Source organism: Cupriavidus sp. FW305-F7 (assembly GCF_058782875.1).
This window is the reverse complement of sequence record NZ_JBYSYC010000084.1, coordinates 1-15375: the sequence shown is the minus strand read 5'-3', so window position 1 is coordinate 15375 and position 15375 is coordinate 1. Positions and strand designations below refer to the sequence as shown.

General features: G+C 57.2%; 11 protein-coding genes. 6 read left to right on the top strand and 5 right to left on the bottom strand.

Annotated features, from left to right (window positions below):
* Positions 1-630, top strand: a 630-nt coding sequence (locus tag AC3WL8_RS38570) for a hypothetical protein (protein ID WP_492380144.1), incomplete at its 5' end; no start/stop codon positions are given.
* 27 nt (positions 631-657) lie between these two features.
* Positions 658-2040 carry a hypothetical protein gene (locus AC3WL8_RS38565; protein WP_492380143.1) on the top strand — a complete coding sequence of 461 codons (1383 nt, stop codon included), beginning with the start codon at positions 658-660 and terminating at the stop codon, positions 2038-2040.
* Positions 2041-2188: 148 nt separating this feature from the next.
* On the opposite strand, the gene AC3WL8_RS38560 is transcribed toward AC3WL8_RS38565, so the two are convergent.
* Both AC3WL8_RS38560 and AC3WL8_RS38555 read right to left on the bottom strand, forming a co-directional pair.
* Positions 2189-3565, bottom strand: coding sequence for a multidrug DMT transporter permease (locus tag AC3WL8_RS38560; RefSeq protein ID WP_492380142.1), 1377 nt, complete (start codon positions 3563-3565; stop codon positions 2189-2191).
* 65 nt (positions 3566-3630) lie between these two features.
* On the bottom strand, positions 3631-8040 hold the full coding sequence (locus AC3WL8_RS38555) for an NACHT domain-containing protein (RefSeq protein ID WP_492380141.1): 4410 nt from the start codon (positions 8038-8040) through the stop codon (positions 3631-3633).
* 346 nt (positions 8041-8386) lie between these two features.
* On the opposite strand from AC3WL8_RS38555, the gene AC3WL8_RS38550 reads away from it, so the two are divergent.
* Positions 8387-10363: a site-specific integrase gene (locus AC3WL8_RS38550; protein ID WP_492380140.1), complete on the top strand. Its 1977-nt coding sequence runs from the start codon at positions 8387-8389 to the stop codon at positions 10361-10363.
* 855 nt (positions 10364-11218) lie between these two features.
* Here AC3WL8_RS38550 and AC3WL8_RS38545 read toward each other — a convergent pair.
* Positions 11219-11554, bottom strand: a complete 336-nt coding sequence (locus AC3WL8_RS38545; RefSeq protein WP_492380139.1) for a helix-turn-helix domain-containing protein — start codon at positions 11552-11554, stop codon at positions 11219-11221.
* A 146-nt stretch (positions 11555-11700) separates the two neighbouring features.
* A complete protein-coding gene (locus AC3WL8_RS38540; protein ID WP_492380138.1) occupies positions 11701-12519 on the bottom strand; it encodes a hypothetical protein in 819 nt (272 codons plus the stop codon).
* A gap of 784 nt (positions 12520-13303) precedes the next feature.
* Between AC3WL8_RS38540 and AC3WL8_RS38535 the strand changes: the two genes are divergently transcribed.
* Positions 13304-13618: an H-NS histone family protein gene (locus tag AC3WL8_RS38535; RefSeq protein WP_492380137.1), complete on the top strand. Its 315-nt coding sequence runs from the start codon at positions 13304-13306 to the stop codon at positions 13616-13618.
* Between the two features lie 99 nt (positions 13619-13717).
* On the opposite strand, the gene AC3WL8_RS38530 is transcribed toward AC3WL8_RS38535, so the two are convergent.
* A complete protein-coding gene (locus tag AC3WL8_RS38530; protein ID WP_492380146.1) occupies positions 13718-13891 on the bottom strand; it encodes a hypothetical protein in 174 nt (57 codons plus the stop codon).
* Here AC3WL8_RS38530 and AC3WL8_RS38525 point away from each other — a divergent pair.
* Both AC3WL8_RS38525 and AC3WL8_RS38520 read left to right on the top strand, forming a co-directional pair.
* Entirely contained in the window at positions 13883-14425 is a 543-nt protein-coding gene (locus AC3WL8_RS38525; RefSeq protein WP_492380145.1) for an HNH endonuclease, read from the top strand. The genes AC3WL8_RS38530 and AC3WL8_RS38525 overlap by 9 nt on opposite strands.
* 146 nt (positions 14426-14571) lie before the next feature.
* Positions 14572-15336, top strand: coding sequence for an SIR2 family protein (locus tag AC3WL8_RS38520; RefSeq protein ID WP_492380136.1), 765 nt, complete (start codon positions 14572-14574; stop codon positions 15334-15336).
* Positions 15337-15375 lie beyond the last annotated feature (39 nt).

The following is a 15375-nucleotide window of genomic DNA, read 5'->3' as shown; positions in this document are numbered from 1 at the left end:
TTGTCATCTATCTTTTTTCCTCGTCGATTCCGGATTGTCCTCCTATCGACCTGTCCGAGGAAATTAGACCACCACACGCCGCCTCTTATGGCGCTGGCGTTCGAGAACATCGACGCGGGACGCAAGATTTTCCGCGGATGGCGCAAGAAGGTATCGCAGACCGACCGCGAGGGTTGGCTTGGAGTTACCGTGATTACCGGCATCCGTCGCGACCGTCCGCTGGACTACCGCGTTGCCATCGGGGTTGGCGAGCAGTACATGCGCGGCCGGATGTCAGGGAAGATGCGACTCATGACGATGGTGTATAGGATGCACGACATGACACCAGCGTCCAGTCGAAATTTGGAACTCCTGCTCGACTTATACTCGCGAACCGGTCGCGTCATCCTCCAACCTTGCCCATTTAACGCTGCGCAGCCAGGCATCTTGGTCGACGACGAGGACTTTAAGCTGGGGATTGAACTCACGCGCCTTACGGTCGTGCCCGCGTGGCAGGTCGACGCCAGCTCGCCGCTCATCGCGGCCATGCGTGGCATCGACGACCCATTCATCCCGGCTGACGTCACGGACCCCCCATTTGCCGAAATCCTGCGACACCTCGACGAGGTGAAGCGGCGCCGAACATCCTAGTCCAGCGAGCGACCATCACAGGAAGAAATGAATCAAGCGACTCGCAGTCAGCCGGCGTCAGGCCTGCCGTCTTTCCGGATTCGTCGACTTTCGGAGGCTGAGATTGAGACGGTCGTCATCAGGACTGGGGGAAAGCGCGCGCACGCTGATGCGGACAGGCGAAGCCTAAAGGGCGCCGATTTCGTCCTCGGCTCTAGCGTCATTGAGTTGAAAATTCTGGAAGACGAGGGCCTGGACAAGTCGGAGCGGCAACAGAAAGTCGCGAAGCTTTTCCGTGAGCGGTATCCCGCACGACCCACCGTTGTACTTGACCGAGGCTTGCTCGACGCACAGGGTCAGCGGAGCTACGACCGGATTTTCGAGGGACCGGTGAAGACTGCTGTCAGTTCCGCGCGGCAGCAACTCCAGCAGTCCCGTGTCGAGCACAACGCGACGAGCACTGTGCTTTGGGTCATTAACAATGGCTACTCGTCTTTGAGCCACAGCGCGCTGATGGAACTGGTTGCAAGGCGCGCCAGAAACGACTCCAGCGACATTGATGCCGTAGTTGTGTCCGGCGCCTACTTCTACAGCGACACGTTTGACAGCTTCTTCATCTGGCCCATCGACTGCGCCCCTATTAACCTGGATAGGCCCTTCCGGGATTATGAAGTGCTACGAGATGCATGGAATCAACTCGCCCTGGACCGCATGAATGCGCTGCTGCGCGAGCCCGCTGCGGCCGATGATTCCAAAGGACCGGTTGTCGACATTTCGTTTCGCTTGGAGGGGGTGACCTACGTGATGCCCACCCCGCCGATGGGAAGTGAATCTGGCTTCTTTATCAACGGAAGGCCCCGTAGCAACTCCACCGGCATCACATCCTCGCCGCCTGTTGCGACGGTATTTGCGGGCCTCAGCCGCCATGAGTGGACCGAGTTCAGCCGTTGTCACCCCCAGGCGGTTACATCTCTCGACTATGACGAATGGGCGAGGAAAGAAGCCCAGGCAAGGACTGAATGCGATTTGAAGCCATTCATCACGCCCCCCGTCACGCACGCTGGGTGGTGGGAATGGGCGCGACAGCAGCCAAAGGAGGGCAACGTATCGGTGCATCGGTATGCCACTGACTTATTCCAGACGGAAATTCTGAGCGTCATCAACGGTGCCCGCGAGCGAACTGGCGCCTCTGTCCTTCCGCGGCGGTACCTGCTGCTCATCACAGAGCAAATCGGTCAGGACCTTGCTTTCGACGTATCTCATCTTGCTGAGGTCTGCGCTATGCCGGATGGGAGCGACCATATCAACGAAGTATGGACCGATAAGCCCATATTCTTCGAGCAGGCTCTCACCGTCGCGGCAGCTGAAGCGATTGCCCGGGGTCTGGAGTGCATACTCTGGGAGAAGGACATGACCTACGCTTGGAGTTAGGCCACTGCAGAAAGCGCCCAGCTCTTGCGCTCTCCGAATTTCTTGAGCCTGAATAGGAGTGAGGGCTTCGAGAGGATTTCTTGCTTGTAAATTTGGATTGCGCGATGCCCACTTCCGCTAGACCCTCTAATACGTCAGTGCGCAGCTCTTATGGCCGGACGACGCCATACACTGGCTCGTCTGTTACAAATGACTCATAGTTGTTCGAACGCTTCAGTTTCGTCATCCTCCAGAGGTAAAAGTAGCCATCGGGGGGAGGCTCAGATTGGGCTTGTCGACTATCCGATGTTTGGACCAAGCCCGTCCCGCAGAGCCCACTTATGCCCGTGGGGTGAGCTGGAGACCATCCAGCGTTCCAATAGCTGGCCATTGCCATTGGTCCGTGTGCGGCCGAAATTCTCAATTCGCCGTCCCTTGGTTCGATTGTGAGTTGGCCATCGCGGCCGGTCATGACCGGGTAGTAGAGGCGGGAGGGGTAGAGGTCCTTTTGAAGATACCCGATTCGGCTGAATCCATACACCGCGGCCATTGGCGCGGCATTTGTTTCATGGTCCAGTACGTCTTTAAGTGCGAGCGCTGGCACAGATGTCTTTAATCCCCATATAGGAGCATTGCAAACGCCGTAGTCCCAGCGCTCCTGCCGGTCGTAGAAGTGGGCCCCTAATTTGCTGGCGTCTATGGCGGCCGCGCCCCACTGGCGCCAACGGACCACAGACAGCTCAACGATTTCATTGCTGCTTACATATGTTGGCGACACCAATGCGAGCAACACCGCGCCGGGTTGAGCCGCGGAGAGAGAATTGGACATGCTCCTAATAAAGCCTTCCACCGATACAGCATCTGCGGTGACTTGTTCACCGAGATTAGGCAACCACGAAGGGCGCGTGGGACGCAGAAACGCTAGCGTAGGGTCCAAGGGGAGTGCCTCGACTACCAAGGGCAATATGAAGCTCTCGGGGGCGCCCCAGAAGACCCGCGCGACGTCAAGGGTGCGCTGATAGGCCGTAATCATGCGTAGCACGGCTCTGGATGCGAAGCCGCCTGTAGCGCCGTCTCCAAGTGGACGTACGAAGTAACCCAAGTCGCCCTGGAGAGGAGCCCTTGGGTACGCCCCCTCTGTCCTCGACCACTCAAAGGCGGATTGGCGTACGAACGGAAGCCCCGTGTCTCGCTCCAGTTTCGTCAGACAGGTGAAGTAAATCCGAGGTATGTCGACACCCTGCATATCCAGAAATTTTCCGGGCACTTCAAATTCGTCGGGAACCACTTCTAGTGGAGGATTGGGCCCCTTACGCAATTCGAGTTTCATGTCCCTTAGCAGCAGCGCGGCTAGCAACGAGGGGGTGGACAACATTGACGTCAGGTCTGACGGCGGCTTGTAGCCATTCAGGGCCGCCATCCAGAAGATACAGATTAGCTCGACAGTTTCGGCTTCCAGGCGACAGCGGGCCAACTCCGCCAACAGTTGCTTCGATACCTCCTCTCGAGTCTCCGGGGAGAGCAGCAACGCCGCGAGCTCTTGCATGGCCCACCATCGCGTCGCGGCAATTGGCCAGCGAATGCGAGCAATGAGCAACTCAAGGTCCGCGCTCAAGGTGCATTCTCCTCAGTGCCGGCAAGCGTCCTTGCCCATTCTGGCTGCTCAAGGCGCAATGTTCTCGTGTCCTCTTGAACACTTAGGACCATGGCTTCAGCAAACTGAACCGCCTCAGCGGTCCGACCTTGAAGGCCCAAGAAGAAGACCATCACGTCGCTCGGAATGACGCGCTTCTGCCTTGGCTCGGAATACCGACTGAACGCTGACTTCAAGAAGAACTCGTCGCACCGATTGGGGTACTTCTGAACAACGAGCCTCAACCGAGCTTCGGTGACTTCCCGCCGTTCCATGTGCATTGGACCCAGCCAACCGCCCTTGACCAGTTGTGCCTGCACGATGTATGGGAAGGCTGCGGCCGCACCTTCCAGCTTCAGCTTCGCCGCAAATGCCAGGTCGAGCAGTTCGTCCAGGTCGTCGTCACGGCAGTTCTCCGATAACAACTTCGGCTCAAGCGCTGCGATTAACTCCGAGCCTTTCCCCTGAGCTTCCCAATAGACGTACCACTCGCGCAGGATGTCCCCGCGAACACCGTAGTACCCAGTCAGGTCCGACAGTAGTCGCGGTAGGTCGGCCACCGAGTAAGTCTTGACATCACCAGGGAATGGTTTCCAGTCTGTTGTTGAGTTACCTGGCCGTGATTCAAGGATTTGACCCACGTAGGCGCCGACGTGCTCTTCGGCCTGTACAAGCATGTGCGCTGCATTCGAGTTCCCTTCCGCTGCCGCCTCTTTCAATGAGTCCAGGGCATCTGCATGAAGCCCCGTTCGCATCACCGCGCTAAGCACTGGCGTGCTAGAGTCTGCCGACGTGACGAATGTCTTTAGGCTATTCTCCGCGTGATACCATTTGCCGGCCTCCGTATGCTCTCTGTGTTTCGCTGCAAGGGCGCATCGGTCCAACTTTGCAAGAAGTTCATCTGCTTGGGCCAAGACGTGCCTGGTGCCTTTGCCGTCGGTGTAATCCAAAACGTTGTGCACCTGTGGGGCGATGTTGGCCAGCAGCCTGCGAGTGTCATCAGGAGCGATGGGCTCCAGGTACTCCAGCGCGTCCATGACGTCAGAGAGCGCCGGGTCCTTCCGCTGCCCGTAACCGAGCACCAGTTCCCATGTTCTGCGGCACAGGTCTGCTGCGAGCGGGCTAAGGAGGTGCCGCAGGGCCATCTCGCAGAGCTCGAGGCAGGCCATCATACGTACGCCAGTTTCCTCATTGACGCTGGCGTCCAAAGACTCCAACTGCTTGCGGATGAAGAGGTCGGCTGCTCCGTCCGAAAGCACCTTGACGCCGCCGGATACGTACTGCGTCCGGAACTGATTCGCGTCGAACCAAGGCAGGTTCATGGCACGCTGCATTTCATCCGCATCGACAAGTGGACTCCGGCCAAATTTTGAACTCAGGAGGTGTATGTCGATTGCGATGGCGTGGAGGGAGCATCTAAAGTCCGAAGCTCCTTGGCCGCGCTGATAGTTGCGATAATTTGGGAAACTTATGCTATTGAACGCCTCATAGACGTATGAGAATGAGACAGGCTCTCGCGCCGTCCATTGCTTTGCTACATCTCGACCCAATCCGCCTAAATAGTTCAGATAATCCGATACGTTCTCCCGGTCCTTGAATTTCGGGGCCTTGAGCAGGGAGAAATCATCTTCCTTGGTGGTCAGCGCGAGGAGTGCTGCACCAAAGAGCCAGTCATGTGCGAGTCTGGCAAGAGATGCTTGTCTTTCCTCATGGCTGCCGTCCAGCCAGTCAATATCGAGTGACCGCGCCCAGACACCCATCTTTCTCCCAGTCATCGCTGCCAAGCAGCCGATAAGAACGCCACAGGACAACTGAGGAAGCTCGTGCCATGCCGAGAGGTCTGCTTCGGCCATCGCTGCTGCGCGAACTGCGGCATCGCACACCATTTGCTTCGCGTCTCCATCTGGAAGAGACGCAGCGATGTCGACCAGCGCCCGCAAGTTCAACTTCTCGACCTGTGCTTCCAGGAACTTGCTGACGATTGGTGGCCAGTATGTGCTAACAATCTCAACTGCCCCGCCCGTGGTAGTTCCGACCACTCCAAGTACGGAAAATGCCTTCGCCAAGTAGAGTATTCGGTAATGAGCGTCGGAGCCGCTGTTCCTGGCAAACCGGCACTCGCCGCGGTAGCTCCGCAATGCTTCATCGGCGCACTTAATCGCAGTCAATGAGCTGCCCCTTGACTTCAGTGCCAGACCGAGAGCAGCCACATCTTCCGTTGATGTTTCGTGACGCGACGCGATTGCCTCTTCAATTACGCTAGCGTCCGGAGCGAGCGTCCAAGTGCACGCCTTGAGGCGGGCTGCGTCTGCATCAGGAAGTTGGTATGAGAGACTGTTCAGCAACCTGGTTTTCAGGTGGCGAAGGCGGTAGGCGTCGGCATAGTGTGCGTGCTGGATTGCGTGTTCCTCGGCTTCGCTGAGAAGACCTTCAAAGAGCTCCTTTGGATAGCCCTCCTGTAGGCGCTCCAGCACCCAATCTCGCTGGAGTCCCCCGATAAGCTCCTCCGGCTGGCCTTGCTGGGCTCTAACTGCCCATAGCCAGTTGACGCGTAGAGCGTTGGGCGCAAATCGACTAAGCCAAGCCTCAACATGGGGCGTCAGCTCGGCGACACGCTTGTCGTACTCATCAGTCTGTTTGACGAAGACAACCAGGCTCTCATGAAACGGCTTGAGTCCGGCTGCGGAACTGTGCAAGAGGTGCTCGACCGCCGTAATTGCGGGAGGGGAAAAACCTGCGAGATTGGCGATGTCGGCAAAGGCAGGCTTCGGCCAGAAGAAAGGGAATCGGCAAATCAGTCTGAGGACATCTCTCTGACTTGCACTGAGCAGTTGCCAGAGCGAGCCGTAGTAGCTCTTTACGTCATGGCTGAGGTCACCGACCAGCTGCTCGACATTCCATTTGGACAGTGCGCGGTCCGAGCGGACGAGTTCTTCTGTCGCATAAATTACGTGCAGAGGGTGCCCATTTGTCCGGGCACGTACCTCAGCCGCCGCTGCTTGAAGCTCCTCTTCGGCCTGGTCGGCGTTGATGTCCATGCGCAGGCGCCCCTGAGAAAGTTCCTTGCGCAGGTAATGAAGCACAGCGTCGCCAGACATGGCCGGAAGCTCTCTCCACGTGCTTCGCGGGGCCTCCGTTAGCAGTCGGTTCGGCAGTTGGGCATCATCGACCGGTTGCGTTCCGACTACAACGACCAAGTTTTCCAAGGCAGGCAGTACCTGGTTGAAGACTTCGTCGAGGGGCCGTTTGTCGTGGCCTTGATTGCGCCATACATGGTCTAGGCCATCCAGGATGACAGCAAAGGGTTTTCCCTTTGCCTTGTAGTGGGCGGCGCATGCCGCCAAAGCGGCGGGTAAGGTTAGGTCGTGTACCGCGACCTCGTTGTGGAAGTTCCTTATCTGTGCCAGTAACGATTCCTGGACGACAAAGCTTGTGTGGCGGTCAAGCGTCCGGTCAGTGGCGGATAGGTAATAGTGATGGCGAACAAAGGGAATGCCCTTCTTCTGGAGAAGTTCGCATACCTTGCTTAGAAAGGTGCTCTTGCCTCGGCCAGGGGGGGCAGTCAGAACAATCGGTTGCCGCGGTGACGCTTCAATGGAGGCGATGAATGAGTGATAGAACGCGTTGTCAGGCACTCGATACCCAGAGGGAATGACAAAATTCTCTGGGAGGGGTTCCGGGGCAACAACTTTCAGGGTCACACTCAGGAGGTCGAGGGTAATCCAACCGTCAGGTGCTGGTTGATTCTTCTCGATAGACCAATGGACTGCCCTGTTCTTGAGAGTCTCTACACCCTCGGCCGTACCGTAGCGCCGAAGCCTACTCGTGACATGGCTTTCCATGCCGGTAAAACCCTTGTCACTGTGCAGGACCTCCAGCGCCTTGAAGAGCCGCTGGGCGTTACCGGCCCCGTCGAGTTCTTGCTCCACCTTCGTTCGAACATCATCCGGCGCGCGCGTGTAATCGATGAAATTGCCGCCAGCAAGGCAAGATTCCACCGCGAGGTCAGGCACCCGGTTGGTGAGCAGTCGAATGTCTCCGACCCGAGATGGTTCGATAGCCTCAAATGCATCGAACCACTTGCGCAGATTAGACCGAGACCTTCCACCTGCTTTGCCTGGTTTGTCGAGTAGCCAATCCCAGTCCAGGGCATGCTTGTCTGGAGAAGGTGTGAATTTCACCTGCCATAGGTCGACGCGTCGGTCGGGGCGTTCCGCAACCAGGTCGTCGAGGCCCTGAGGTGCGACGGCGTCCTCATCACACTCGAAACGAACGCGGGTGTAGCGCGTAGGGGAGTCAAGCCAATCACACAATAGGTTCACGCCCTGCATGGTTTGGTAGACGTACCCCGCTGCAGGAATGGCCGTGGTCTTGACTTCTGCACTCATTTGGAGGTGTGAAGGTACCAGAGGTAAGGCGGCGAGCGACGGTTCGCCCGGCTATCTATTGAGATGTGCTCCATTATGCCTTTTTGCGCGCGAATGACAAGAGTTTCCCCAGGAGCAGCCCACGGGCAAGAAGCTATTCGACCAAGCGGCGAGAGCAATGCACATTGTAGAGTTGGGTGCACGTTCGGTCCTTCGCATAAATAGGAGGCTTTGGTGCTCGCGGCCGCGCATCACAACGAGAGTAGCGCGTTGCGCGAATCATCCTCCTCTCGCCGAGCTATACGGGGAGTAATCGCTCGCGATAACGCTACGCAGTCCTCCTGCCTGCTAAGCAGAGAGGAAAGAAATGAAGGAAAAACACTTTAGCTTCAACTACTTGGGAAACCAACGTTATTTCGCCGTTACGGCAGATAACGTAATACAAGTCACTCAGTTCTGCGGCGTCGTTGCGGGCTCCAACCCACCGGAGCTACTCATGGCATTCCCTTACGCCGACCTCGTAACCAAACTGAAACAACACTTTTCTCTCGATTATGGTCCGAGTCCTTCCGCATTACAGCAATATCGCAACCACTTGAGTGCCTTGAATGGCTATCTAGCATTTTGCGGTAAGACTTTGGAGTCAAACGTCGGAGTGGAACTCTCGGGTCAGTTTGAGGTAAAGCTGCGCGGGTATCTTGAAGCCATCAACGTCGCACCGCGGACTCGTCGTGACCGCGCACTTCAGCTCAAAGCAATTCAAAGGCTTTTCCAACAAACGCTGTTCCCTGGCCGCCAGGTGGCTGTCAAACCAAGCAGCCTCGCTGCCGTCCTCCGCCAATGTATCGCGAATTCAGGTATTGCTCCTCCTAAATTGGCCAAACAGGCTGGTCTCGACCCCGATAAACTAGGTCGGTGGCTCAAAGGAGTGAATCCGCGCCCAGACGCGTTTCCCGGATTGAGGCGCCTTGAGGTTCAACTCGGGCTAGAGCGTGAGGCGCTCGTGAGCCTTGTCGAGAAGCCGACCGAAAAGGAGGCTTCGTCCGGTATTGTACCTTCTCATCGATTGCGCATGGCTCAGCGCCAGCAACATGGCCTGAAGCTTCCGGAATCTGAGTTGAGCGAATCCCTCTTGCAGGAGTGGCGAGGGCTCTTTGACTACAAGGTTGCCCATTTTCCAACGCTTGAACGCCAGCCACGAGGGCAGTGGCGCCTTATCCCGGCGACGATGTCCACGAGCGTTAGCAAACTGGCGCAGCGGGGTGCGATGGTTTGTCCCACTGCCGACATGTTTATTTCAAACATTCGTTCCTTCCTTGGCGTGGTCTCCAATCTAGGCCCCGAGCAGGGAGGCATCTCATGGAGCGAGACTCCCGTTCAGACGCTGGCGTTGTGCGCACATCCTCGCGCACTTGAGTGCTATCTCCAATGGATGAGTGACCAATCGGCCGGAATCCGCCACAACGGGCAGAAGGTATTTGCCCGTGCTATTGCTAGCTTGCTTCGCCCCCAGACCGGATATTTGTGGCAACAGGCAGAAGTTTTCCGCGAGCGATTGCCGATGCAGCTACAACCCCCAAGTCCAGAAGCATGGCAAGTGATGTGCTCAACAAGCCACAAAATGCTGCGCGACTATATCCGTACTGCGACAGGCGTCAGTCGCAATCCTGAGGAGCCAATTGCAGACCTTCTCGCCTTGCCGAGTCCTCTTAAACCGCTTCTCGAAGCCATTGACCGAATCGAGGCAGATGCGGCCGACTCTAGACCGGGAAGCATCACCGAAGCGCGACACAAGCGGAACGCGCTTGTGCTTGCTTTATTGCTATCCAATCCGATGCGTATTCGAACGCTGGCTTCACTGACATGGCTACCGAATGGAAACGGCACCGTTCGCGGCAATCCCACGCAAGGGTGGCGTATCCAGTTGCAGCCGTTGCATCTGAAGAATGGGAGCAGCCAGCAGTCGCGCAATTACAACGTCAAGGTTGCTGACTGGGTTAAGCCGTTGCTGGACGAGTACATTGGTGAGTACCGAGATACATTGTTAGCCGGCAAGAGTAGCCCCTACCTATTCGTCGGAGACAAAGAGGGAAAAATTTGGGAGGGACTTTCGGACACTGTTCTGCAGTTGACGAGGCGCTACATTCCCGGTTCGCCAGGGTTCGGGCCGCATGCGGTTCGACATTTGGTTGCGACCGACTGGTTGCGCAAGAACCCGGGAGATTTCTTGACCGTTGCGGAGCTGCTGAATGACACCCTGGCGACTGTCCTCGCGAACTACGCGCATCTGCGGCGAGATGATTCATTCGTCCGCTACGAGCAGCACATCGCTCAGTCGCGATAAGGGACTTTGCCCTGCCACTGCGCATGGTCCGGCGTGCTAAGCAGAAGGAGGCGGAGCGTTTCCGGTGAGCGCACTGCCGGTGCCATGTCGATTTAAGGGGGCGCATGATAAAGGCTATGCCGCAGCTGAGACGTGGGGGCCGCCGTCCCTTCATCGCACTATTGGTGCGGAGCGTCCAGAAGGTCCTGCCTTTGAAGTTGGAAGAGGGCAAAGTTGCAGGTATGGCTCAGTAGAAAAAATGCAGGCATAAATCTGCTCGCCTTAGGTATAGCGTTAAAACTAGATGATGGTGAGATACAACGCTCAGTTGGTGGGGAAGGCGCCGGGGCATTGCCGCCAGCGTCGGTCAGCTTCCTTGTCCGGCGTCCTTGTAACCGTACCGGCATTGTCCTAGGCAACTTCATGGGCCGGCTTACGCTTTCGTCTAGTTGGAGTCGTCGCTCCGGCGTCCTGCGGACCAAGTACGGAAAGGCCATGCCGCACCACTGCGTGCGCCGACTACTCGACTTCGTTGCTTCGAGGTCAAACGACTCCGGTTAAGAAGCCGGCCTGCTTGAGCGGTGGACTTGCGGCCAAGAGTGTGGACTTGCGGCTGCGGCGGTTCAGAAAACTGACTTCCGCGGGGGCAGTATTTCGGATTCCACGGAAGCTAACCCTGTTGAATCCCTTTTAGAACGCCTGCGGCATTAACCCGGCTCGCTGACGCTCACCATCTTCGAAGCGCTACTTCGGAAGGTTATTGTGCCCCGAGGTATGCGCCAAGGGCAGCCAAGGAGGCTGGCAAGGGCCAAAGCGAGGCGCCGGATTGAGTCGCAAATGGAATCCCCGTAGCCGCCGTCCCTTCTGGCTGCCCGCTTAGACAAGGACGTAGACGCCGACGCGATGCTCCTGGCCGCTCTCCATACGAACCGTTTGCCAGTGCGTTTCAATACGGAGGCCCTGCTGTACCAGGTCGAACTTGCGCGCGGGCGGGCAGTAAATGTCCAGAAACTTGCGGCATTCGTACGTCGACACTGACTGGAGCTCCTTCAGTGCGATTGCGAGGCGCTGGGCTTGTGTCGTGTGGTGATTGCTGCGGGACAGCTTAGCGATTTCAGCTAGTCGGCGGTCGCGCGAGGTCGGGTCCAGCGCGGTTGGCGAAGCGTCGTCGCTGCTGACTTCGTCGTAGGAAGGAAACAGTTCGAGGTTCATGAGGCGACCGCTCTTCAGGCGGTGGAGTTGTGACGCCTCAATCTTCCAACTACCGCCGCTACGCGTATAAGTCGGCACTTTCTTGAAGAACCTTGCTTTAGTTTCCGGACACCAAGTCGCGTGTTCCGCAGTTTTGGTGTCTTGACTCAGCCCTCCGGAAGCTGGTAGTCGAAGTCCGCCAGGACAGACTGAAGCCCGTAAACCAGACTGGCGCCCAACTCGCTGTCTTCCATTCCTTCCAGTGCGGCGAGTGCGTCGCCGATTCGCTGAGCGTCGGTTCGCGCGTCGTCTGCTACTGCGCCAACCCTACGCTGCGCGCGTGTCAGGGTGGCGGCCGCGACAGCAGCTGCTTCACCGCTGGCATTCGTTTGCCTTTTTGCCGATTCAGCAATCTGGCCTTGCCGCTCAGCGGTCAGTTCGTAGCGAACCGTGCGTACGTCTGTATCCGGCCAACGCAAAGCGACGATTTCCGTGATTGCCTCCATGTGGAAGCTATCGAAATGCTGGAAGAAGGCTTCCGCTACGGCCCAAATAAACTGTCTGCGCTCAGGGTTCCCTTTGCGGGTGCGAACAGGCACATCTTGAGGTGGGGAGAATTCACGTAGCTTGTCGAGGGAAGACCGAAACGCCGGCTGCGCGATAGTGCTGCTCAACGCCGCAACGCCTTCCACCTCGTCATCCAGCTTCTTTGCAGCCGCCCTAATCCTGCCCGCCTTTAGCCCCGACACGGGCAATGGCGCGGGCATAGATTCGTCAAGGTTAAGGAAGCAGCCGACAACCATTGCCACATAGCTAGCTTGGGCAACGTGGGCGGGGAGCCCGTGCTGGTTTTCTAGGTGGCGGCGGGCGCCTGGCTGCCGCATCAATGCTCGGCACCACGGGTCCTGCAGGCGGTCCTTGGGCTGCAGAGCCGCAACTCGCGTGACCTCAGCGAGAAGACGCGTTGTTTCGAGAAGCTGCTCCATCGAATTTGGGCAAGTGTGGGCAAGTCCGCATTATATCTGCGCATACCTGCGGAATCTGGTGGCACGTCGGCGTCCATACCCGGCTCTTTGCTGGCAAAACCCAGTCCAGAGCAGCAAATCACCTTCTTCACCCGAATGAGTGATGCCCTTACGGATACGCAAGCACCGCTGCTACGCCAGAACCCCACTGAAGAGGGCTTTGCGTAGACGGGAACAGAGCCTATTCGGGAGGGTTAGTGTTTTTTCAAATGGTAGAGGCTGGCGGTATTGAGGTGTGGCACCGACCAGCGCGATATTCGAGAGGGTAACGATGGAATTGCTTGTGGTTCTTTTGGTAGTGGGCATCGCATATTTGGTTTGGCGAGCCAAGGAGACTCGTCAAAAACTAGAGCAGGCGAAGAAAGCTCACAGCGACCTGGAGACTCGCTTCAACGTATCTGGTAGTAGCGGCTGACTCGGGAAGCGGAACCTCTTTCGAAGCGCGCCGGCTGCGTAGTCGACGCCATAGTAATCGATGCCGAGCACGCGAGCCCCAGCTGGCACAAGCGAGAGACCTGGCGGACAAGAGTAGCCTCAATTTCTCCGGACAATTGGCCCACAGCGTCCAGGTCAGCCTTACCCAGTACGATGGATACCACAAAATTCGCGTGCTGCTGCATCTGACCCCGACGCTTGCTGAGCAGCTAACGCCTCAATGAGTCAGCCTATCTCGCCTATGTTACATTTGGAAAAACAGCTGCCCGGAGCATTATTTGAGGAGCGATTTCAATCCCAGGGGTAAAGCATGGCGACTTACAAGCAATTGCTTGCACAAAAGGAAGCGCTCGAGGCACAGCTCGCAGAAGCGCGCTCAACTGAGGTTGCTGGCGTTATCGAGCGAATCCGCGCTCTGATGGAACAATATGGTCTGTCCGTGGATGACGTCGTCGGCAAGCGCCGTCGCGGCCGCCCTGCCGGAAGTGGTACGCCTAAGGCTGCGAAGGAGCCGCTCCCGCCGAAGTATCGCGACCCGAAGACCGGCAAAACTTGGTCGGGCCGCGGCCGGGCACCGGCTTGGCTCGGGAAGAATCCGAGTCGGTTCCTCATTGCAGATGAGTAAGCCGTCAATTGCTTGGGACGCCATGTCCAAAGCGTCACGTTAGGGTATGGTGGTTTCACCTAAACGAGTACATGCGTGGCGTCAGCCGCAGTCGCGAACCTAAAGCAAATCCTTCCTCGCCTTGATAATCAGCTGGGTCGTTAGAACATGCACAAAATTTTTCACTTCGAGAACGATGAGCTTGGCTACTTGAAATGGTTGAATGTCAACGAGCGGGACGGCTTTGTGCTGAACATTCGTCATCCTGCCCGAAACGACAAGTTGATGCTTCATCGGTCTTCCTGCGGCACCATTCGTGGGGAAGGGAATGCGCCCTACACAACAGGCTTGTATACCAAGCTGTGTTCAGGCAGTGGCGAGTTGATTGTAGCGTGGGCGAGGAAGAACCTGGAGGGTGTGACGGGCCATTGGAGGCTATGCGGAAAGTGCAAGCCGGAAGTCCCTTTACCTTCCAGGGACCACGCCGCAGAAATACAAGTGGCTTTGGTGCGGCAAGCCTCAAAGGCCTTGCGGGGAGATGCCTTACGTCGACTGAAGCGTCTCGCAAAGGCAAGCCCCCATCCAGAAGAACGCTTTGTTCTCACAAGAGTATTCGTCCGTAATCCTGATGTAATTGCCGAGCTACTCTACAGGGCGAGCGGCAAGTGCCAGGGCTGCAAAAGGCCGGCACCGTTTGAACGGAAGGCAAACGGTGACCCCTATCTAGAGGTTCATCACGTGAGACCTTTGGCCGAGGGGGGCGAAGATACAGTGGAAAACGCAATCGCCTTATGTCCGAACTGCCATCGCCATAGGCACTATGGGTAACAGCGAAGGGGCTGCGTGTCTGGTCGTAGAGGCCATCACATCCACACTTCGCTTCTCCAGCAGAGTTTCAGAGATGAGCCAAATGAGGTGCTTCCGTTGAACGCTGCCCAACGTAATGCCGTTGCGGCCGGTGATGAGGTGGGAAAATGACCGGAACCCCTCTGTACAGGCCCGGCGAAGCCATTCGGGATGCCGCAAAGCACGGCGAGTTGGTTGTGTTCGTTGGTGCGGGGGCGTCAATGCTCTGTGGTAGCCCTGATTGGCGAGGATTTGCGAACCAAGTGGTTGGCACGCTTGCGAGCGCGGGCGAGCTGAGCTTTCTCGAGGCCGAACAGTTGAGGGGGCTGGCAGACCCCCGGCGCACCTTGTCCATCGCAATGGCACTGGCGAAAGAGAAGGGGGTCAACATCGACTTCGATGGCATCTTGCACCCCTCAAAGCCGGCTCAGATTGGCGTGGAACTGTATGAGCTGCTTTCTAGCTTGCGGCCTGTTTTCGTTACCACCAACTATGACAAGTGGCTCGACGAGGAGGCGCAAGAAGAGTTGACCGTTGCCGCGCCAGTTGGAGAAGAGGCAGAGCCAGTCAAAGGTCCAGCCAGAAGACCGAAGTACTATCTTCGGGAACACCTTACTGCGGACCGCTTAGCAGAGCGAGGTGCCGTAATCCATCTTCATGGGACGTACACCAACCCGGATTCGATGGTCGTTTCGCTCAAGGACTATATTGAACACTATGCGGACGTCAAGGTTCAGAGCTTTCTCTCCGAGATGTTCAAGAACTACACCGTCTTGTTCGTGGGATACGGACTCGCTGAGTTGGAGGTCTTAGACCACATAATTCGGTCGAACGAATCGCTGAGGCACGGTAAGGCGGAGGTGTCAGGAATTCTGTGTGCTGAGGTCGGTTAAATAAATCTCAGCGTAGGGCGTTGGTGAAGCGGTCACCGA